Below are 19708 nucleotides of genomic sequence, written 5' to 3' on the forward strand. Positions count from 1 at the left end.
CATGCTGACCCCCGTGGATGAAGCATCAGTAGCGCTCCGGCCCGCCGTGTCGGCCCTGCCCGCCTACGTTCCCGGTGCGCGCAGCGGCTCGAACGCCCCGGCCTGGAAGCTCTCGTCGAACGAGAACCCGTACGCGCCGCTGCCGTCCGTCCAGGCGGCCATCACGCGCGCCGCGGCCGAGGTCAACCGGTATCCCGACATCTACGCCGACGAGCTCGTCGGCGCGCTCGCGGCACACAGCGGTGTCGCGGCCGAGAACGTCGTGGTCGGCAACGGTTCGGTGGCACTGCTGGCGCACGTGCTGAACGCGGTCGTCGACCACGGGGACGAGATCGTGTTCCCGTGGCGCTCGTTCGAGGCCTATCCCATTGCGGCGGCGGTGTCCGGCGGCAACGTCGTGACCGTGCCGCTCGAGGACGGCACCGGGCGGCTCGACCTGCCCGCCATGGCCGCAGCGGTCACGCCGCGCACCCGCGTGGTGCTGGTCTGCACGCCCAACAACCCGACCGGCCCGGCCGTGCACGCGGGCGAACTGGAGACGTTCCTGGCGGCGGTGCCGAAGAACGTGCTCGTCGTGCTGGACGAGGCGTACCTCGAGTTCGTGCGGGACCCGGAGGCGCCGATCGGCCTCGACGTGTTCCGGCGCCACTCGAACGTGCTGCTGCTGCGCACCCTGTCCAAGGCGCACGGCCTGGCCGGGCTCCGGATCGGCTACGCCATCGGCGAGCCGCGCCTCGTCGCCGGGATCCGCTCCGTGTCCACACCGTTCGGCGTCTCGCTCGTCGCTCAGGCCGCCGGGCTGGCGACGCTGGAGCCGGAGGCGCAGGGCCAGCTGAAGGAGCACGTCGAGGCGCTGGTCAGCGAGCGCACCCGTGTCGTCGAGAGCCTGCGTGGTCAGGGCTGGGTACTGCCGGAGACGCACGCGAACTTCGTGTGGTTCGACCTGGGTGAGGCGACCATGGAACGTGCCGCAGAGGCGAAGGACGCCGGTGTCCTGGTGCGCCCGTTCGCGGGCCACGGGATCCGTGTGAGCATCGGCGACCCGGAGGCGAACGACGCCTTCCTGGCAGTCGCCTCAGCCTGGCGCCAAAGCTGACGGTGGTCGGCAGGACGTCAGGTGGTCGGCATTCCGAGCGACCGATCACCTGACCTTCTGCCGACCATCCTTGCTGGGCCCAGCCCCGCTCGGCTCGGCCACGGGGTCAGCGCCCCAGGCAGTGCGCGATGTGGGCCCGGGTCGCGGCGGCGGCCCGGGTCCTGTCGTCGTGCTCACCCGGGTACTCGGCGTGCCCCGCCGGCAGCACCTCCAGCTCCAGCTCGGAGCCGGTCCGGTGGTCGGCCCGCACCGGGTCGGGCCGTGCGGCGGCCCTCACCGCGTTCGCCACGGCGAACTGCCCGGGCGCCGGCACCGACGCGTCCCAGAGGGCGCACTCGCAGCGGACGGGTACGCGGAGGTACGCGGCCGCCGTCGACGTGTCGAAATAGCGCAGCACGTCCCGGGCCTCCGGATGCTCGGCGACGTACCGGCGCACCGCCGCACCGCTGCCGGCGCACTCCACGGAGAGCCGCACGTCGTACTGCCCGAAGCTCGGCACCACCAGGGTCGCGCCCACGAACCGCCGGTCCCACGGCACCGCCAGCGCGCCGATGCCGCCGAAGCTCTCGCCCACGTAGTAGAGCGGCAGGGTGCCGGCCACCTCGACGAGGGCGTCGGCAGCGTGCCACAGGTCGACGGCGCACCGGCCCAGGGAGTAGGTGTCCACGGAGCCGATGCCGTGCAGCACGTGCTCGTCCGCCGTGTCCGGGGCGCCGACCCCGGTGTTGAGTGCCCCGAGCCCGCGGGCCACCGGGAAGACGACGGCGGCGTCGTCGGGCACGCGTTCGAAGCTGGGCGCCTCCCGGCCGCCGTACCCGTGGCTGTGCACGATGCCGACCCGGGCCGCGCCGTCGGACGGCAGGGCGAGCCAGCCGCGCAGGCGTAGCCCGTCGGCGCCCGTGTGCTCGAGCACGTAGAGGTCGTGTCCGTCCTGCCTGCCGAGCGCCGTCAGGCGCGGGTCGGGACGTACCCCGCGGGAGGCCGCGAACCAGCCGCGCCACAGGTCGCCGAATCCCGCGGGCGGCGGGACGGGCTCGACCGCGAGCAGGGCGTCTCTGTCGTGCCCGTAGGTGCCGTCGATCGGCGCGTCCGGGAACCAGCTGTCGTACGGCGGGTGCACCGGGTCAGTATCGGCCGGGGGCCTGCCGAGACGGAGGCGCCGCGCGGAGGGTCCGGGGCGGCGTGCGTCGAGACTGCGTCGCGCGGCTTGGTGGAATCCGACAAACGGCCCCCGGAGAGATTGGGCGACATCGCGGCAGACCAACCTACGGAGCCGTAGCCTACGCTTGCGTAGGCTACGAGAGCGTAGGTTGCGGATCGGCCAAATTTCCGGCTGGACCCGTGCCAGGATGGAAAGGTCCCCGGAACGGACCGGGCGTCTCCGCAACAGCGGGCGCTCGCGTCCGCAGTTGAAGGAGGAAGCGTGACTACGACCAACGGCTCCAACGAGGCGATCCCGACGTTGCAGCTACTCGACCCCCAAGGGAACCGCGTCACGACGCGCGGTACCAAGGGGTATCGCGACCGGGCCGCTGCCCTGACCGCGGAAGACCTCCGCGGCATGTACCGCGACATGGTCCTGACCCGTCGCTTCGATGACGAGGCGACCTCGCTCCAGCGACAGGGCGAGCTCGCCCTGTTCGCGCCCTCTCGTGGCCAGGAGGCCGCGCAGGTCGGCAGCGCCTACGCGCTACGGCCGCAGGACTACGTGTTCCCGTCCTACCGGGAGCACGGTGTGCTGCATGTCCGGGGCCTGGACCCGGTCGACCGGCTGCGGTTCTTCCGTGGTTCCGACCACGGTGGGTGGAACCCGACCGAGCACAACACCAGCGTGTACACGATCGTCATCGGCGCGCACACCCTGCACGCCACCGGCTACGCCATGGGCGTCCAGCGCGACGGCACCCCGCACGACAAGAACGACGGCACCGCCGTGATCACCTACTTCGGGGACGGTGCCACCTCGCAGGGCGACGTCAACGAGGCGATGGTCTACGCCGCGGTGAACGACGCACCGGTCGTGTTCTTCCTGCAGAACAACCAGTGGGCCATCTCCGAGCCGACCACCCGGCAGACGAAGACCCCGCTGTACAAGCGGGGCGAGGCGTTCGGCCTGCCCAGCCTGCGGGTCGACGGGAACGACGTGCTCGCCGTCTACGCCGCGACGCAGGAGGCGCTGGAGCGCGCCCGGCTGGGTCAGGGCCCGAGCTTCATCGAGGCGTTCACCTACCGCATGGGCGCGCACACGACGTCGGACGACCCGACCCGCTACCGCACCTCCGAGCAGGAGGAGCAGTGGCGCCGCCGTGACCCGATCGACCGTCTCGCCGCACTGCTGCGGTCCGAGGGCGCGCTCGACGACGACTTCGAGGCCGAGATCAAGGCAGAGGGTGACGAGCTGGGCGCGCAGCTGCGCGACGGCGTCCGGGCCCTCGACGGCGGGTCGGCCGTCTCGAGCATGTTCGACGACGTGTACGCGACCCCGCACGGCACCCTCGCCACCGACCGGGCCTGGTACGAGGCCTACGACGCCGGTGACCCGCCGGCGTCCCAGTATGCGATCGCGGACTCGGCCCAGGGAGGCGCACGATGACAACCATGGCGGAACGCACACACACCACGTCCGGCGCCCCGGAGCCCGCATCGGGCACCCGGACGCTCTCGTTCAGCAAGGCGATCAACGAGGGCCTGCGCGCCGCGATGCGGCACGACGACAAGGTCATGCTCATGGGCGAGGACATCGGCCCGCTGGGCGGCGTCTTCCGCGTGACCGACGGCCTGCAGGCGGAGTTCGGCGAGCAGCGGGTGGTGGACACGCCGCTGGCGGAGTCCGGCATCGTCGGCACCGCCATCGGCCTGGCCATGCGCGGCTACCGGCCGGTCTGCGAGATCCAGTTCGACGGGTTCGTCTTCCCGGCGTTCAACCAGATCACCACGCAGCTGTCGAAGATCCACAACCGCACGCGCGGCGCCGTCCAGATGCCCGTCGTGATCCGCATCCCCTACGGCGGCGGCATCGGCGGCGTGGAGCACCACGGCGAGAGCCCGGAGGCGCTCTTCGCGCACACCGCCGGCCTGCGCGTGGTCTCGCCGAGCACCCCGCAAGAGGCCTACACGATGATCCAGGAGGCCATCGCCTCCCCGGACCCCGTGCTGTTCTTCGAGCCCAAGAGCCGCTACTGGGGCAAGGGCGCGGTCGACCTCGAGGCTCCGGTCGGGACGGACACCCTCAACACGGCCCACGTGGTCCGCCAGGGCACCGACGTCACGCTCGTCGCGTACGGGCCGTCCGTCGCGACGGCGATCAAGACCGCCGACGCGCTCGCGGAGGAGGGTCGCTCCGCCGAGGTGCTCGACCTGCGCGCCATCTCGCCGATCGATACCGCCGCGGTGGTGGCGAGCGTGCGCAAGACCGGCCGCTGCGTGGTCATCCACGAGGCGCCGGTGTTCTTCGGCGCCGGCGCCGAGATCGCCGCCCGCGTCACCGAGGAGTGCTTCTATGCTCTCGAGGCGCCTGTGCTCCGCGTGGGCGGCTTCCACACCCCGTACCCGGTGGCGAAGCACGAGCACGAGTACCTGCCGAGCGTGGACCGCGTGCTCGACGCCGTCGACCGTGCCTTCGCGCACTGACTCAGGAGTGAGCAGAGAGTGAGCCGAGAGTGAGCTTGAAGAACCAGAGGTTCCCGCTCCCCGACGTCGGAGAGGGCCTCACCGAGGCCGAGATCGTCGAGTGGCAGGTCGCCGTCGGCGACTCGGTCGAGGTGAACCAGACGATCGTCGAGATCGAGACGGCGAAGTCGCTCGTCGAGCTGCCGTCGCCGTGGACCGGGACGGTCACCGCCCTGCTCGTGGAGCCGGGCACCACCGTGGACGTCGGCACCCCGATCATCGAGATCGCGGTGCCCGACGGCGCGGGCGGCCCTGCCGGGTCGACCCAGAACGGCACGGCCACGCCGGCCGGCTCTGCTCCCGGTCCGGGAGGCGCACCTGCAGGCGGTGACGCTCAGGACGAGAGCTCCGGGTCGGTGCTCGTCGGTTACGGCACCGTCGAGGCCAAGGCGAGCGGACGGCGTCGTCGGCACCAGGCGGCTCCGGCCGCGACGGCGGTGGTCGAGGCCGTCGACACCCGTGTGCAGGCAGCGCCTGCATCGGTGGCCCAGCCCGTCAAGGCTCCGGCACCTGCTGCGCCCCGGCCGGCCACGCCGGCTCCTGCGTCGGACACCGGGACCACCACCGCCGCGCGGGCCCGGGTGCTCGCCAAGCCGCCGGTCCGCAAGCTGGCCAAGGACCTGGGGGTGGACCTGGCGGGCGTGCACGCGTCGGGTCCTGGTGGCATCGTGACGCGCGAGGACGTGGTCTCCCACGCCGAGCGCTCGTCGGTGCGGACGCTGACCCACTACCCGGACGACGAGCCGTGGCTCGCCTCGGGTGTGGTCTCACCGGACGGGCGCCAGACGCGCGTCCCGGTACGGTCGGTGCGCAAGCGCACCGCCGAGGCCATGGTGGCCAGCGCCTTCACCGCGCCGCACGTGACCGTCCTGCACACCGTCGACGTCACGAAGACGATGAAGCTCGTGGCGGCGCTCAAGGAGGACCGCGACTTCACGGACGTCAAGGTGACGCCCCTGCTGGTCGCGGCCAAGGCGGTGCTGCTCGCGGTGAAGCGGCACCCGCAGATCAACGCCTCGTGGGACGACGCCGCGCAGGAGATCATCTACAAGCACTACGTGAACCTGGGCATCGCCGCGGCGACGCCGCGCGGGCTCGTGGTGCCGAACATCAAGGACGCGCACACGCTCGACCTGCTCGGCATCGCGAAGGCGCTGGCCGGGCTGACGGCGACGGCGCGGGCCGGACGTACGTCGGTCACGGACATGTCCGACGGCACCATCACGATCACCAACCTGGGTGTCTTCGGGATCGACACGGGTACGCCGATCCTCAACCCGGGGGAGGCGGGGATCCTCGCCTTCGGCGCGATCCGCAAGCAGCCGTGGGTGCACAAGGGCAAGGTGAAGCCGCGGTGGGTGACGCAGCTGAGCTTCAGCTTCGACCACCGGCTGGCCGACGGCGAGCTCGGCGCCCGGTTCCTGTCCGACGTCGCGCGGGTGCTCGAGGAGCCGGCGCACGGCCTCGTGTGGAGCTGAGCCGCCTCGTGTGGAGCTGAGCCCCGAGGCTCCCTAACGTGTCAGACCCCCGGATCACCGCAAGGTGACCCGGGGGTCTGACACGTCGTGCGACCGGGGCAGTGCGCTCGTCCGGATCCGTCTGGGAGATCCTCGGTGCGGAGAGCGCACTGCCTCGGTATCTCACGACGACTGGCCTCGATCGCCGTGCCTCAGGCAATGTCCTGTGGTCACGTGGCTCACGCCACGCGCATGCCGCCGATCGACCGGGGCCGACCGCGACGCCGCTTGCGGCTCCGCACGGTGCCGTCCACGACGATCTCGCCGCCCCAGACGCCCCACGGCTCGCGGCGGGCGAGCGCGCCCGCGAGGCACTGGGCCTTCAGCGGGCAGACCGCGCACGCGCGCTTGGCCTCCTCGAGGTCCGCAGGATGTTCCGCGAACCAGAGCTCGGGCTGTTCCGAGCACGGCACGGAGTCGTCGGTCTCGGTGATGATGTTCGCGAGGTCCACACTGGTCACAACGCAGAAGAGGGCTAAAGGGTTGGGTTTGGTGCATAATCCGACCGAACTTTTCCTGAGCTTCGTCGAAATGTCCGGTTCGGGGATGCTTGCGGCGTGGTCAACCGGACACCCGCAGACGGTCAGAACCGCATCGCGGCGCGCCTAGGCTGGACCGCGTGACCCCGACCGACGCCCGGAACAGGGCCAGCAGAACCGCCCGGACGAGCCCCGCGACCGGCCCGACGAGCCCTTCGTGGCTCGTCGCCGCCCTACCGACGGCGGTGCTCGTGGCGCTGGCCGCCCTCTTCGCCGCGGGCGCGTTCTCCGGTGCCTTCACCGCGTTCGCCAACTTCGCCGACCCGGGCGTCATCGTGCGCTGGGGCATGCCGGTAGCGACGGTCGCCACCGAGCTGGCCGTGGCGCTGACCGTCGGCGCCCTCGCTCTGGCGGCCCTCGTGCTGCCGCGCGGCCCCCTGGTGGACCGGGCTCTCGGGGTCGCGGGCGTCTCCGCCGGTGTGTGGACCCTCGCGGCGCTGGTCCAGCTCGTGCTGCGGTTCTCGTGGTCCACCTACCTGCCACTGGACGCGCAGGGGTTCGGCCCCGCCCTGATGGAGTACGTCACGACCATCTCCGTCGGGCGCACCTACCTCGGGATCATCATCGTCGCCGCGCTGACGGCGGCCGTCGCGCTGCTGGTCCGCGGCCCGGTGGGTGCGCTGTGCACCAGCGCGCTGCCGCTGGTCGCCCTCGGCATGCAGTCCTCGACGGGCCATGCGGCCGGCGCCGCGAGCCACGATGTCGCGATCTCCGCCCTGTTCCTGCACCTCGGCGGAGCGGCCCTCTGGATCGGCGGGCTGGCTGCCATCGTGTTCGTCGGTCTCCGGTACGCGGCCACCGCCGACGTGATCCGGCGCTACTCGGAGATCGCGTTCTGGTGCTTCGCCGCCGTGGCGGTCTCCGGCCTCGTCAGCGCGTGGATCCGGATCGGCTCGCTCGACGGGCTGAGCACCGACTACGGGATCCTGCTCGTGGTCAAGGCCGCGCTGCTGATCGTCCTCGGCAGCCTCGGCTACCTGCACCGCAGCACCGTCGTCGCCCGGCTCTCCGCCGGGACCACCACGAGGAACGCGGCGATCGGCCTGTTCTGGCGGCTCGCGGCCGTCGAGGTGGGGGTGATGGGCGCCGTGTCGGGCGTGGCGGTCGCCCTCGGCTCCACCGCACCGCCCGTTCCCGACGAGGCCATCGCCGACCCGACCCCCGCCGAGCTCGTCACCGGCCACCCCCTGCCGCCCGAGCCCACCGCGCTGCGCTGGTTCACCGAGTTTCAGTGGGACGTCATCGTCGCGTTCGCGTGTGCTGCCGCCGTTCTCGTCTACGTGCGGTGGACGCTGCGGCTGCGGCGTCGGGGGGACGCCTGGCCCGTGGGCCGCACCATCTCGTGGTGCCTCGGCATAGTGGTCCTGTTCTGGGCCACCAACGGCGGTGCGGCCGCCTACGGGCACGTCCTGTTCAGCGCGCACATGGTGCAGCACATGGTCCTCGCGATGGTGGTGCCGCTGTTCCTCGTGCTGGCCGCACCGGTGACCCTGCTCGTCAGGGCCGTGCCCGCGCGCAAGGACGACTCCCGCGGGCCGCGCGAGTGGGTGCTGGCGCTGGTGCACTCCTCGATCGGCCGGTTCATGGCCAATCCCGTGGTCGCCGCCGTGCTCTTCGCGGGCGGGATGATCGTCTTCTACTTCACGCCCCTGTTCGAGCTCGCGCTGACCACCTACGCGGGCCACCTGTGGATGATCGCCCACTTCACGCTCGTCGGGTACCTCTTCGCGAACGCCCTGATCGGCGTCGACCCCGGGCCGTCCCGTCCCGGGTACCCGCTGCGGCTCGTGCTCCTGTTCGCCACCATGGCGTTCCACGCCTTCTTCGGCGTCACGCTGACCTCCGGCACCGCTCTGCTCGTGCCCGACTGGTTCGGGCTCATGGGCCGTCCGTGGGGACCCAGCGCCATCGAGGACCAGCAGAAGGGTGGCGCCGTCGCCTGGGGCATCGGTGAGCTGCCGACCCTGCTGCTCGCGGTCGGCGTGGCGATCTCCTGGGCGCGGTCCGACGCCCGTGAGGCCAAGCGGAACGACCGCAAGGCCGAGCGGGACGGCGACGCCGAGCTCGAGGCGTACAACAAGATGCTCGCCGAGAAGGCGAACGAGGCGACCAGGCACGGCGACTGACCTCTCCTCGTCCGGACCCCCTCGTCCGGTGGTGGGCGCGATCGTCGCGCCCGAACCGGGCGCGCGTTCGCAATAATCACGCCCACGACCAAGGGCTGGGCGTGATAGGTGTGGCGCGTGAGCGAATCTCCGCAGACCCCGTTCCACGACCTCGACCACTACATCGCGATCCCGCGTGTCGCCGGCCTCACGGCCAGCCAGGACGGCACGCGCCTCGTCGCCACCGTCCAGACGCTCGACGACGAGCGCACCGGCTACCGCACCGCCCTGTGGGAGGTGGACCCGGCGGGCGAGGTACCGGCGCGACGGCTCACCCGTTCCGCCAAGGGCGAGTCGGCCGCCGTCTTCACCCGGGCGGGCGACCTCCTCTTCACCTCGGCCAGGCCCGACCCGGACGGCAAGGAGGGCACCGAGCCGACGTCGGCCCTCTGGCTGCTGCCCGCTCGCGGCGGCGAGGCCCGGGTGGTCGCCGCCCCGCCGGGCGGCGTCTCCGGGGCGCTCACCGCCCGCGACGCCGACACGGTGAGCGTCGCCGCCTCCCTCCTGCCCTCCGCGAAGGGACTGGCGCAGGACACCGAGCTTCGCAAGGCCCGCAAGGACCACAAGGTCTCCGCGATCCTGCACACGGGCTACCCCGTCCGGTTCTGGGACCATGACCTCGGGCCCGACCAGGTACGGCGCCTCGCCGGTGACCTCGCGACCCTCGCGGACGAGCCGGCGTCGCCGCTGCCCGGTGCCGCCGAGGCGAAGGGTGAGACCCCGGACGAGGAGAACCCGTCGTCGGGCAAGCACCTCGACCTGCGCGACCTCACGGGCGCGGGCCGCCACCTCGAGGAGCACTCCGCGGACCTCTCCGCCGACGGCGCCACGCTGGTCACGACCTGGAACGTGCCCGACGCCGGTGCCGCCACCCGGAGCACGCTCGTCGTCGTCGACACGGCGACCGGTGACCGTCGGGTACTCGTCGACGACCCCGACGCTGACGCCGGCGGCCCGCGCATCTCGCCGGACGGCGCCTGGGTCGCCTACGTGACCGAGTCGATCTCGTCCCCGGACGAGGCACCGGTGATCCGCCTGGCCCTGGTGCCGACGGACGGCTCCGCGGAGCCGGTGGTCCTCGCGGACGACTGGGACCGCTGGCCCGGCCGGCCCACCTGGCTCCCGGACGGCAGCGGCCTCCTGGTCCAGGCCGACGACGACGGCCGCGGCCCGGTCTTCCTGCTCACGTTCTCCGGTGCGCTGCCCGGCAGCGACGTGCTCGTCGAGAAGCTGACCGCGGACGACGCGGTCTTCTCCGACCTCGCCGTCACGCCCGACGGTGCCACCGTGTTCGCACTGCGCACCTCCTACGCGGCCCCGGCCGAGCCGGTGCGGATCAACCTGGCGGGCTTCCTCGCCTCGGGCGCACCGGGGGAGCGGACGCCGGTCGCCGCGACCCTGCTGCGCTCACCGGTCGCGGCTCCCGCACTGCCTGGTCGGCTCACCGAGATCGAGACCACCACGGAGGACGGCTTCCGGGTGCGTGCCTGGCTGGCGCTGCCCGCCGACGCGGGCCCCGAGACCAAGGCCCCGCTCCTGCTGTGGATCCACGGCGGCCCGCTGGGCTCCTGGAACGCCTGGAGCTGGCGCTGGAACCCCTGGCTGATGGTGGCCCAGGGCTACGCGGTGCTGCTGCCCGACCCGGCGCTGTCGACCGGGTACGGCCAGGAGTTCGTCCAGCGTGGCTGGGGCGCCTGGGGCAAGGCGCCGTTCACCGACCTCATGGCGATCACGGACGCCGCCGAGGCGCTGCCCGAGATCGACGAGACACGCACGGCGGCCATGGGTGGCTCGTTCGGCGGGTACATGGCCAACTGGGTGGCCGGGCACACGGACCGCTTCAAGGCGGTGGTGACGCACGCGAGCCTGTGGGCTCTGGACCAGTTCGGTCCCACCACCGACGCGGGCTACTACTGGGCCCGCGAGATGACGCCGGAGATGGCATTGGAGAACAGCCCCCACCTGGCGGTGGGCGACATCCGCACCCCGATGCTCGTGATCCACGGCGACAAGGACTATCGCGTCCCGATCGGCGAGGGCCTGCGGCTGTGGTTCGAGCTGCTGACGAAGTCGGGCCTCCCGGCGTCGGACGACGGCGAGACCGTGCACCGGTTCCTGTACTACCCGGACGAGAACCACTGGGTGCTCACACCGCAGAACGCCAAGGTCTGGTACCAGGTGGTGTCGGCGTTCCTCGCCGACCAGGTGCTCGGCGAGACGCCGGAACTGCCGACGACCCTCGGCTGAGCAGGCGGGCATGCTGAGGTGGAGCGCCCCCGCGGCGCTCTGCCTCGGCTGCTGCTCTCAGCCCGCCCGGACGGCGCCCACGACGCGCACGCGTACCGCTACGTCGTTGATCTCCTCGGGCACCTTGTCCACGAGGCCAGGGTCGGTCACGTTCACCTGGAGCACCCAGCTTCCACCGGGGCCCGTCACCTGCTCGACCGAGACCTCCTCGGCGAGCACCTCGACCGGCGATCCACCGGACGTGCCGGGTTCTGCGTGCTTCCGTGCTGGGTACTCGCGCACGGGCTGCCCGAGGGACGTCGTGAACTCAGGGGCGACGCCAACGCCGATCACGCCGTCAAGCCCGGTCACTTTTTCCCGCAATGCGGCTTTTGCCGACCGAGCCTCGTCGAGTGTTGCCATCCCGATCACCTCCTGGTCATCCATTGTGTCCCCCGTGTCTACCCCCTTGCATGTGGTTCGGGGACGGCCGAACACCTCCTTGCGCACCCACAGGTGGTTTCGCAGGTCAGCCGGGTTTCGGGGCGCGACGCGCCGTCCGGACACGCCCGTGCTCCAGCCGTCCGGAACGACACGCCCGGCGCTGGAAACGCTGGTGCGCATACCGAACGTCACTCGAATGCGGGCATTCTGCACCCGGATGCATGCATCCTTTCGCAGACGTGTGCACCGGTCACTCGAACGCGCCCTGCTGCTCCCGGGCCAGCTCGACCCCCAGGATCTCGAGCACGTGATCGATCGGGTTGGCGTACGTGAGCCCCTTGCCGCTGTGCCCGCCGGACTCCGACCCGGCGAAGAGGAGGCCGAGCGCCACGCCGTCCTCCCGGTACACGAGGGCTCCCGAGTCGCCGCCACGCGAGAACGGTTCGTCGTCGAGGCTCTCGATCTCGATCTGGTCGTCGAAGCTGAGCGCACCGAGGTCCTCGTAGCCCACGATGACGTCGTCGAGCTCGATGGCGGTGACCCGGCCACGCGTGACCGACGTCGTGCGGCCCACCTTGCCGACGGTCTCGCCGCCGAGCGCTCGCGCCGTCTTCACCACACGGCCCACGGGGTACTCGAAGTCGACCGGGACCCGGTCGAGACGCGCGATCGCGGCGTCCGTGAAGGCGGGCTCGAACGTGTCCAGGTCCACCACCTGTGTCAGCTCGCCGATCCGGTCGCCCGGCGCCAGGCCGCCGTCGGCGGGGCCGGGCTGCAGGACGATGTCGCCCGGCCGGGCCTCGGGCGATCCGGCCAGCACGTGGTAGTTCGACAGCGCGTACAGCTGGCTGTCCCCGGCGCGGCCGCCGCCACCGTTCGCGCGGGTCACGAACGCCCCGAGGGTGCCCGCCGTGACCCCCACGTGGCCGATGGAGATGCCGGGCCGCAGCGGACGGCGCCGGTCCGTGTCGCCGTCGGCCTGCGACGTCGGTGCGGGCGGACGCGGGCCGAGCTCGCTCACGGGGCGGATACGCCCGGTGCGCCGTACGTCGACGTCGGGCCCCACCTCGGCTGAGACCTTGCGCACGATCGAGCGGGCCCGCGGGATCCCGAGGCGATAGCGGACGGCGATGCCGAAGCCGCCCTCGGCCTGGGGCACGAGGCCGAGGGCGAGCGTGGGAGCGCGTACGACGTCGGCAGCCTCCGACACCGTCCGACCGCCCAGTGACCGCGGTGTCGCCACGACTCCATGCTTCTCGGCGAGCTCTCTGGCGAAGGCTGCGAGCTGCTCCTTCATCTTCCTGGCCTGGTCGCGGTCCATGCCCTGATCCTCTCCTCACCCACCAACACACACGGCACCCACGGTGGCGACACGCCGGTCTGTCCCAGAAAGTCATCCGATAGGCGGATATCGCCCCGCCAGGTTTGCGCGGTACGTTCCTCTGCTACACCCAACCATGGCCGGGTGAAAGCCAGGAAGACCTGGGATGTCACAAAACATCCTCGGATGACCTCCTGAATCGTTGGCGGCGCCCGTTCCGGGCGCCGGAGAACACGGAACGGCGAGAATGATCGGGACGATGGACGAGACGCGGAGCGTGCGGGTGACGCGCGCCGACGTGCGCGAGGCGCTCATGTGGGCCCTCGAGCGGGACCGCCCCGCTCTGCTCGCGCACCGGGCTGCCGTGCACTCCAGCAAGAGCGAACTCACGCGTCGGCGGGCCGACAAGGCCCTGGTCGCGCAGTGGCGTGCCCGTAGGCCGGACAGCGGCAAGGACAGCGCACCCCGGGAGTGACAATGGGCCGGTGAGTACAGGAGTCCAGAACCTTCCCCGGGTCCGTGCGTCCGAGCTCGTCGGGCGCGGCTGGTTGAACACCGGCGGCCGCAGCGTCACGCTCTCCGAGCTGCGCGGCAAGGTCGTCGTGCTCGACTTCTGGACCTTCTGCTGTATCAACTGCCTGCACGTCCTCGACGAGCTGCGCGAGGTCGAGGAGCAGCACCGCGACGAGCTGGTGATCGTGGGCGTGCACTCGCCGAAGTTCGAGCACGAGGCCGACCCGGACGCGCTCGCCGCGGCGGTCGAGCGGTACGAGGTGCGGCACCCGGTCCTGGACGACCCGGATCTGGTCACCTGGGGCGCGTACACGGCACGTGCCTGGCCCACGCTCGTGGTCATCGACCCCGAGGGCTACATCGTGGCGCAGATGGCGGGCGAGGGGCACGGCTCCGCGATCGCGGCGCTCGTGACCGACCTGATTGCCGAGCACTCCGCGAAGGGCACGCTGTACCGGGGCTCCGGGCCGTACGTGCCGCCCGCACCGGTGTCGGGCACGCTGCGGTTCCCTGCCAAAGCCCTCGTTCTGCCGGGCGGCAACCTCCTCGTCGCGGACGCCGGGCACCACTCGCTGGCCGAGCTCGCGCCCGACGGCGAGACGCTCGTGCGGCGGATCGGCTCCGGCGAGCGCGGGCTGGTCGACGGCGGGCCGGACGAGGCACGGTTCTCGGAGCCCAACGGGCTGTGCCTGGTGCCGGACGAGCTGCGCACCCCACTCGGCTACGACGTCGTGGTCGCCGACACGGTGAACCACGCCCTGCGTGGTGTCCGGATCGCCGACGGCGTCGTGGTCACCCTGGCGGGGACGGGTCGGCAGTTCATGGTGGGCGGCCAGGAGAACGTGCTGCGCTCCGGTCATGTCGACGAGAGCCCGGTGGTACCCGGTGCCCGGCTCGTCCCGGAGGTGAACGGTCCTGCTCTGCCGTTCGACTCCAGCGAGGACTATCCCGCGCGCATCGTGAACCTCTCCTCGCCGTGGGACGTCGAGTGGTCGCCAGAGCTCGGAGCCTTCGTCGCGGCCATGGCCGGCAACCACACGCTCTGGGCGTTCGATCCTGTCGCACGCGAGGGGCACGGGAGCGTCCGCCTCCTCGCCGGAACCATGAACGAGGGACTCGAGGACGGGCCGGGCACCGCGGCCTGGTTCGCGCAGCCGTCCGGGCTCGCACGGGCCGCGGACGGGACGATCTGGCTCGCGGACGCGGAGACGTCGACGCTGCGCCGGATCCTCCCGGAAGGCGGCGACGGTGTGGAGATGCGGACCGCCGTCGGCCAAGGCCTCTTCGACTTCGGCCACCGGGACGGCGCCGCCGACCAGGCGCTGCTGCAGCACCCGCTCGGGGTCGCCACCCTGCCCGACGGCTCCGTCGTCGTCGCCGACACGTACAACGGCGCGCTGCGCCGGTACGACCCGGCCACCGCCGAGGTGACGACCCTGGCCAAGGACCTGGCGGAGCCGTCGGACGTGCTCGTCGAGGTCGCGGACGATGCCGTGCACCTGGTCGTCGTGGAGTCGGCGGCCCACCGCCTCACCCGCGTGGCGCTCCCGGCGAGCCTGGCGGGCGAGGTGCTCGACGGCGGCGCGCACCGGGTCGCCCGGCCCGCCACCGACGTCGGCGCCGGTCCGCTCCGGCTGGACGTGCCGTTCGCTCCGGCACCGGGTCAGAAGCTCGACGACCGCTGGGGACCGTCGACGTCGCTCCAGGTCAGCGCCACTCCGCCGGAGCTGCTGCTGTCGGGGGCGGGGAGCGGAACCGACCTGTTCCGGGACCTCGTGATCAACCCCGAGGTGACCGAGGGTGTGCTGCACGTGACCGCCAAGGCGGCGTCGTGCGACGAGGTGCCCCTGCTACCGAACGGCGAGCCGGATCCTGGCGTGTTCCCGGCCTGCCACCTCGCCCAGCAGGACTGGGGCGTCCCGGTCCGGGTGGTGCCGGACGGGGACGCCGGGCTCACGCTCCCGCTCCGCGGCTGACTCAGGCGGCCAGGACCCCGGGCAGCTCGCTCAGCGAGTTGATCACCGTCGTCCGTGCGGCCTCCGCGCGGAGCGCGTGCAGATAGCCCCACGGGCCACGGCGGAGCAGGATCGGCCGCATCCCTGCCTCCGCGGCAGGCAGCACGTCGTTGTCGAGCCGGTCACCGACGTAGGCGATCTCCTCGGGCGCCACACCCGACAGCTCGGCGACGCGCGCGAAGAACTCGGGGTCCGGCTTCTGCACGCCCCATTCGTCAGAGGTCCGGATCGCGCTCGCGGGCAGGTCCATCGCCTCCAGTGCGGCGCGTGCCTCGGGCGGCTGGTTGCCCGCGATGACGACGTCGAGGCCCGCCTCCCGGAGCGCCGTCAGGGCGGGCCGGACGTCGGGGTACAGGTCGTCGGCGTCGAACCCGTTGCGCAGGCCCGCCGGGTCGTCCTGGGCCCACCGGGCGATCTCGGCCTCGACGTCCAGTCCCGGGCGCACCATCTCGAACGCGTCCCGGTGCGGCAGGTCGAGCGCGGCGCAGCCGCCCAGCAGGCCGAGGAACGTGAGCGGCGGGACGCCGAGCCGCTCGGCCCACCGGAGCCAGATCCGGGACTCGTCCACGAGCGTCTCACCGACGTCGAACACCACCGTGCGCACCATGCCCCCGACCCTAGGACGCATGCCGCCGAACAGGGTAACCGTCGCCGTGGACCGAGATCAGGGCAGGCGGAACAGCGCGTCGCCGGCCTGCACCCGCGCCCCCGGACGGACCAGCTCCTCGAGCCCGCGGGGGCCGAGGTCCAGGGCGACGACCGGTACGAGGGGCGAGCGACCGCCGTCGGACACCTCGGTAGGGGACCAGGCGACCAGCTCCTGGCCGGCCACGACGGTGTCGCCCTCCGCGACGAGCAGGTCGAAGCCCGCGCCCTTGAGCTGGACCGTGTCGATGCCGAGATGCACCAGGACACCCCGACCGGCGGCCGGTCCGGACCGCGCCGTCGGCTCGGGAGGGGCTTGTGGCTCGGCAGCCGCCGGCGGCTCGGCGGGTGGGGCCAGCAGCACGAAGGCGTGGGGGTGCAGCTTGACCACCACTCCGGCGCACGGTGCGACCACCCGCCCACCGAGCTCGGGGTCCGGGTCGATCGCGAGCCCGGGGCCGACGATGCTCTCTGCGAAGACTGGATCGGGCACGTCGCGCATCGCGACGACCCGTCCGACGACGGGGGATCCGACGATCAGGGCCTCGGCCATGGGGTCATCTTGTCAGACCGCGGACTCCTTCGAGGGCGACCCTTTGCCTGCACCCGGCCGGGCGTCCGTGCTCCCCGCGGTCCTCCGGGGTACCGGCCCTTCCGACCAGCCGGAACCTCGCTCGTCGGGGCGCTCGCGTGTAACGTTCCCAGCGCACTCGACGACGAGCCTTTGGGGGAGCGTACGGATGACGAGCGAGAGGCTCACGGGGGTTCCGGCGAGCCCTGGGCGCGCAGCGGGACCGGTGGTCCGGATGCCGGCCCGCGTGCCCGAGCCGAGGACGACCCGCCTGTCGGGTTCGGCCGACGAAGCCGTTCGCGCTGTCGAGGAGGCCGCCGCCCAGGTGGAGGCTGACCTGGCGGAGCGGGCGAGCCGAGCCTCGGGAACCGCGGCGGACGTGCTCGCGGTCACCGCCGCCATGGCCGCCGACCCGACCCTCGCCGCGGGCGCCGCGCGCCGGGTCCGGGAGGACCGGCTCACCCCTGAACGCGCGGTGTGGGACGCGGCGGGCTCGGTGGCGACGCAGCTCGAGGCGCTCGGCCCACCCATGTCAGAACGCGCCCGCGACGTCCGGGACGTCCGGGACCGCATCGTCGCGGCGCTCACGGGCGCGGCCCCGCCCGGCGTCCCCGATCCCGGCCACCCCTTCGTGCTCGTCGCGAGCGACCTCGCTCCCGCGGACACCGCGATGCTCGACCCGGCAGTGGTGACCGCGGTCGTCACGGCCCGCGGCGGACCGACCTCGCACATGGCGATCCTCGCCCGCGCCCTCGGCATCCCCGCGGTCGTGGCACTGCCCGGTGCGGGGAACCTCACCGACGGCGAGGAGGTGGTGGTCGACGGCACCATCGGCACCGTCCTGCGGACGCCGTCCCCGGCGGACGTGGAAGGCGCCCGACGCCGGATCACCGACGCCACCTTCGACGGCCGTGGCGTCACCCGCGACGGGTCCGAGGTGGAGCTGGTGGCGAATGTCGCGGACCCCGCGGCGGCCCAGGCCGCCGCTGCCGCGGGCGCACGGGGCGTCGGCCTGTTCCGCACCGAGTTCTGCTTCCTCGGGCGGGGCGAGGAGCCCAGCGTCGAGGAGCAGGTGACCGCGTACCGGGCGGTCCTGTCCCACTTCCCGGGTCGTCGGGTGGTCGTCCGCACGCTCGACGCCGGTGCCGACAAGCCGCTCCGCTTCCTCACCCCGGACCACGAGGACAACCCCGCGCTCGGGGTGCGCGGTCTGCGCACCGCCGTCGCGCACCCCGACGTGCTGGACCGCCAGCTGGACGCGATAGCCCAGGCCGCCGCGGCCGAGACGGCCGAGGTCTGGGTGATGGCGCCGATGGTGGCGACGGTGGACGAGGCGCGCGACTTCGCGGCCGCCTGCGCGGCGCACGCCCTGGAGCAGTCGGGCGTGATGATCGAGACGCCCGCCGCCGCGCTCCAGGCGCGCCACGTGCTGGCGGAGGTGTCGTTCGCGAGCCTCGGCACCAACGACCTCACCCAGTACACGATGGCGGCGGACCGCGACCTGGCCGGCGTCGCCGCGCTGTCGACGCCCTGGCAGCCGGCCGTCCTGGAGCTCGTCCGGGTGGCGTGTGAGGGCGGTGCGATGCATGGTGCTCCCGTGGGCGTGTGCGGTGAGGCAGCGGCTGACCCGTTGCTCGCCCCCGTCCTGGTGGGGTTGGGCGTAACGTCACTGTCCATGACGCCCCGCGCACTGGCCGACGTCGCGAGCACGTTGGCAGGCGTGTCCCGCAACGAGTGCGTGGAGCTGGCACGGACCGTGCTCGACTGCTCGACGGCACAGGCGGCGCGCGCCGTCATGCAGGAACGTCTGCTCGCCTGAACCCCATCTGAACCCACTGGTCACATCACAGTCACGTAGGCGCTTTAAGGTGGCCCGCATGCCCGAATCGATCCGGACCGAACCGCACGAGCCGGCCGCACCCGAGGTGCAGGTCACGCTCTCGACGGCGTCGGTCTTCCCACGCCGTGTGCCGCTGGCCTTCGAGGCGGCCGCGGAGCTCGGCTACGACGGGGTCGAGGTCATGATCTGGTCCGAGGAGGTCACCCAGAATCCTCGTTCCCTCGCCAAGCTGTCCGCCGACACGGGCATGCCCGTGCGCTCGGTGCACGCGCCGACGCTGCTGGTGAGCCAGCGGGTCTGGGGCCGCTCCCCGGTGGCGAAGCTCGAACGGACCGCGGAGATGGCCCTCGAGCTCGGTGCGGGCACCGTCGTGGTGCACCCGCCGTTCCGCTGGCAGTACAAGTACGCGCGGCAGTTCCAGGACCAGGTGCGCGCGCTGAGCGAGACGACGGGCATCACGATCGCCGTCGAGAACATGTACCCGTGGCGTGGCGGCAAGCGGGAGTTCCAGGCGTACCTGCCCGGCTGGGACCCGGCGGAGCACGACTACGACGCCGTCACGCTCGACCTGTCGCACGCCAGCGTGGCGCAGCAGGACGCGCTGATGCTCCTGGACACGTTCGGCGACCGCCTCCGGCACGTGCACCTCGCGGACGGCAACCACGGCCCCCGGGACGAGCACCTGGTTCCCGGTCGCGGCAGCATGCAGGCCGAGAAGGTGCTCCAGGAACTGGTCGCCCGCGGCTGGAGCGGCGACGTCTGCGTGGAGATCTCCACCCGGGCGGCCCGCACGGCTGCCGAGCGTCACGACGACCTGGCCGCGTCGCTGCAGTTCGCGCGCGCCTACCTGTCGCCGACGCCGCACGAGTTCCACACCCCGCCGGGGGCTAACCACCGTCCGCACGACGCCTGGTGACGAGTTGTGTGATCCTGCTCTCGAAAGGGTTCGATTCTGCGCCTCGGCGTGGCTAGACTGGGCCACTGTCGAGAACGTACGGCGCGGCGATCTGCCGCAGGGACCAAGGAGGTGGCGCGCATGACCCGCAGCGAGCCTCCGAGTAGTCCGAACCGCAGCTGAGCTGACGGTTCCCTCCCGCGTGTTCGCGGGTTCTCGCGCACCGGTGCGCTCCGCCCTTCCCGGGGCGTG

16 protein-coding genes are annotated in these 19708 nt (G+C 72.4%); 10 read left to right on the forward strand and 6 right to left on the reverse strand.

From position 1 onward, the window contains the following. Nucleotide 1 precedes the first annotated feature (1 nt). Complete coding sequence (gene hisC / locus LUU90_RS18650) at nucleotides 2-1096, forward strand: histidinol-phosphate transaminase (RefSeq protein ID WP_275005219.1); 1095 nt, start codon at nucleotides 2-4, stop codon at nucleotides 1094-1096. 106 nt (nucleotides 1097-1202) lie between these two features. On the opposite strand, the gene LUU90_RS18655 is transcribed toward hisC, so the two are convergent. Then, on the reverse strand, nucleotides 1203-2216 hold the full coding sequence (locus tag LUU90_RS18655; protein WP_275005222.1) for an acetylxylan esterase: 1014 nt from the start codon (nucleotides 2214-2216) through the stop codon (nucleotides 1203-1205). Nucleotides 2217-2519: 303 nt separating this feature from the next. Here LUU90_RS18655 and pdhA point away from each other — a divergent pair, with 303 nt between their 5' ends. From pdhA to LUU90_RS18670, 3 genes are read left to right on the forward strand one after another with little or no spacing between them, the layout of a single operon-like run. Continuing rightward, nucleotides 2520-3689, forward strand: a complete 1170-nt coding sequence (gene pdhA / locus LUU90_RS18660) for a pyruvate dehydrogenase (acetyl-transferring) E1 component subunit alpha (RefSeq protein ID WP_275005223.1) — start codon at nucleotides 2520-2522, stop codon at nucleotides 3687-3689. A gap of 5 nt (nucleotides 3690-3694) precedes the next feature. Then, complete coding sequence (locus LUU90_RS18665) at nucleotides 3695-4726, forward strand: alpha-ketoacid dehydrogenase subunit beta (RefSeq protein ID WP_275005224.1); 1032 nt, start codon at nucleotides 3695-3697, stop codon at nucleotides 4724-4726. A 35-nt stretch (nucleotides 4727-4761) separates the two neighbouring features. After that, the gene (locus tag LUU90_RS18670; protein ID WP_275005225.1) at nucleotides 4762-6243 is read left to right on the forward strand and encodes a dihydrolipoamide acetyltransferase family protein; all 1482 of its coding nucleotides are present in this window, start codon (nucleotides 4762-4764) and stop codon (nucleotides 6241-6243) included. Between the two features lie 218 nt (nucleotides 6244-6461). Here LUU90_RS18670 and LUU90_RS18675 read toward each other — a convergent pair whose 3' ends face one another. Continuing rightward, complete coding sequence (locus LUU90_RS18675; RefSeq protein ID WP_308434123.1) at nucleotides 6462-6743, reverse strand: WhiB family transcriptional regulator; 282 nt, start codon at nucleotides 6741-6743, stop codon at nucleotides 6462-6464. A 158-nt stretch (nucleotides 6744-6901) separates the two neighbouring features. Between LUU90_RS18675 and LUU90_RS18680 the strand changes: the two genes are divergently transcribed. Beyond that, nucleotides 6902-8947 (forward strand): cytochrome c oxidase assembly protein, encoded by a 2046-nt coding sequence (locus LUU90_RS18680; RefSeq protein ID WP_275005226.1) that lies wholly within the window; start codon nucleotides 6902-6904, stop codon nucleotides 8945-8947. A gap of 117 nt (nucleotides 8948-9064) precedes the next feature. Further along, a complete protein-coding gene (locus LUU90_RS18685; RefSeq protein WP_275005227.1) occupies nucleotides 9065-11233 on the forward strand; it encodes a S9 family peptidase in 2169 nt (722 codons plus the stop codon). 57 nt (nucleotides 11234-11290) lie between these two features. Here the strand turns inward: LUU90_RS18685 and LUU90_RS18690 are convergent, their stop codons facing one another. Then, entirely contained in the window at nucleotides 11291-11635 is a 345-nt protein-coding gene (locus LUU90_RS18690) for a hypothetical protein (protein ID WP_275005229.1), read from the reverse strand. A gap of 271 nt (nucleotides 11636-11906) precedes the next feature. Further along, complete coding sequence (locus tag LUU90_RS18695) at nucleotides 11907-12977, reverse strand: hypothetical protein (protein ID WP_275005230.1); 1071 nt, start codon at nucleotides 12975-12977, stop codon at nucleotides 11907-11909. Between the two features lie 259 nt (nucleotides 12978-13236). Between LUU90_RS18695 and LUU90_RS18700 the strand changes: the two genes are divergently transcribed. Together LUU90_RS18700 and LUU90_RS18705 are read left to right on the forward strand one after the other, a co-directional pair. Then, nucleotides 13237-13452 carry a hypothetical protein gene (locus LUU90_RS18700; RefSeq protein WP_275005231.1) on the forward strand — a complete coding sequence of 72 codons (216 nt, stop codon included), beginning with the start codon at nucleotides 13237-13239 and terminating at the stop codon, nucleotides 13450-13452. 10 nt (nucleotides 13453-13462) lie between these two features. Further along, entirely contained in the window at nucleotides 13463-15466 is a 2004-nt protein-coding gene (locus LUU90_RS18705; protein WP_275005233.1) for an NHL domain-containing thioredoxin family protein, read from the forward strand. A 1-nt stretch (nucleotide 15467) separates the two neighbouring features. Here the strand turns inward: LUU90_RS18705 and LUU90_RS18710 are convergent, their stop codons facing one another. Beyond that, on the reverse strand, nucleotides 15468-16112 hold the full coding sequence (locus LUU90_RS18710; protein ID WP_275005234.1) for an HAD family hydrolase: 645 nt from the start codon (nucleotides 16110-16112) through the stop codon (nucleotides 15468-15470). Between the two features lie 57 nt (nucleotides 16113-16169). Beyond that, entirely contained in the window at nucleotides 16170-16703 is a 534-nt protein-coding gene (locus LUU90_RS18715) for a PTS sugar transporter subunit IIA (protein WP_275005235.1), read from the reverse strand. A 187-nt stretch (nucleotides 16704-16890) separates the two neighbouring features. On the opposite strand from LUU90_RS18715, the gene ptsP reads away from it, so the two are divergent. Together ptsP and LUU90_RS18725 are read left to right on the forward strand one after the other, a co-directional pair. Further along, complete coding sequence (gene ptsP, locus LUU90_RS18720) at nucleotides 16891-18540, forward strand: phosphoenolpyruvate--protein phosphotransferase (RefSeq protein ID WP_275005237.1); 1650 nt, start codon at nucleotides 16891-16893, stop codon at nucleotides 18538-18540. A 58-nt stretch (nucleotides 18541-18598) separates the two neighbouring features. Continuing rightward, nucleotides 18599-19477, forward strand: a complete 879-nt coding sequence (locus LUU90_RS18725; protein WP_275005238.1) for a sugar phosphate isomerase/epimerase family protein — start codon at nucleotides 18599-18601, stop codon at nucleotides 19475-19477. Nucleotides 19478-19708 lie beyond the last annotated feature (231 nt).

The organism is Promicromonospora iranensis, assembly GCF_028994775.1.
GTDB lineage: Bacteria > Actinomycetota > Actinomycetes > Actinomycetales > Cellulomonadaceae > Promicromonospora > Promicromonospora iranensis_A.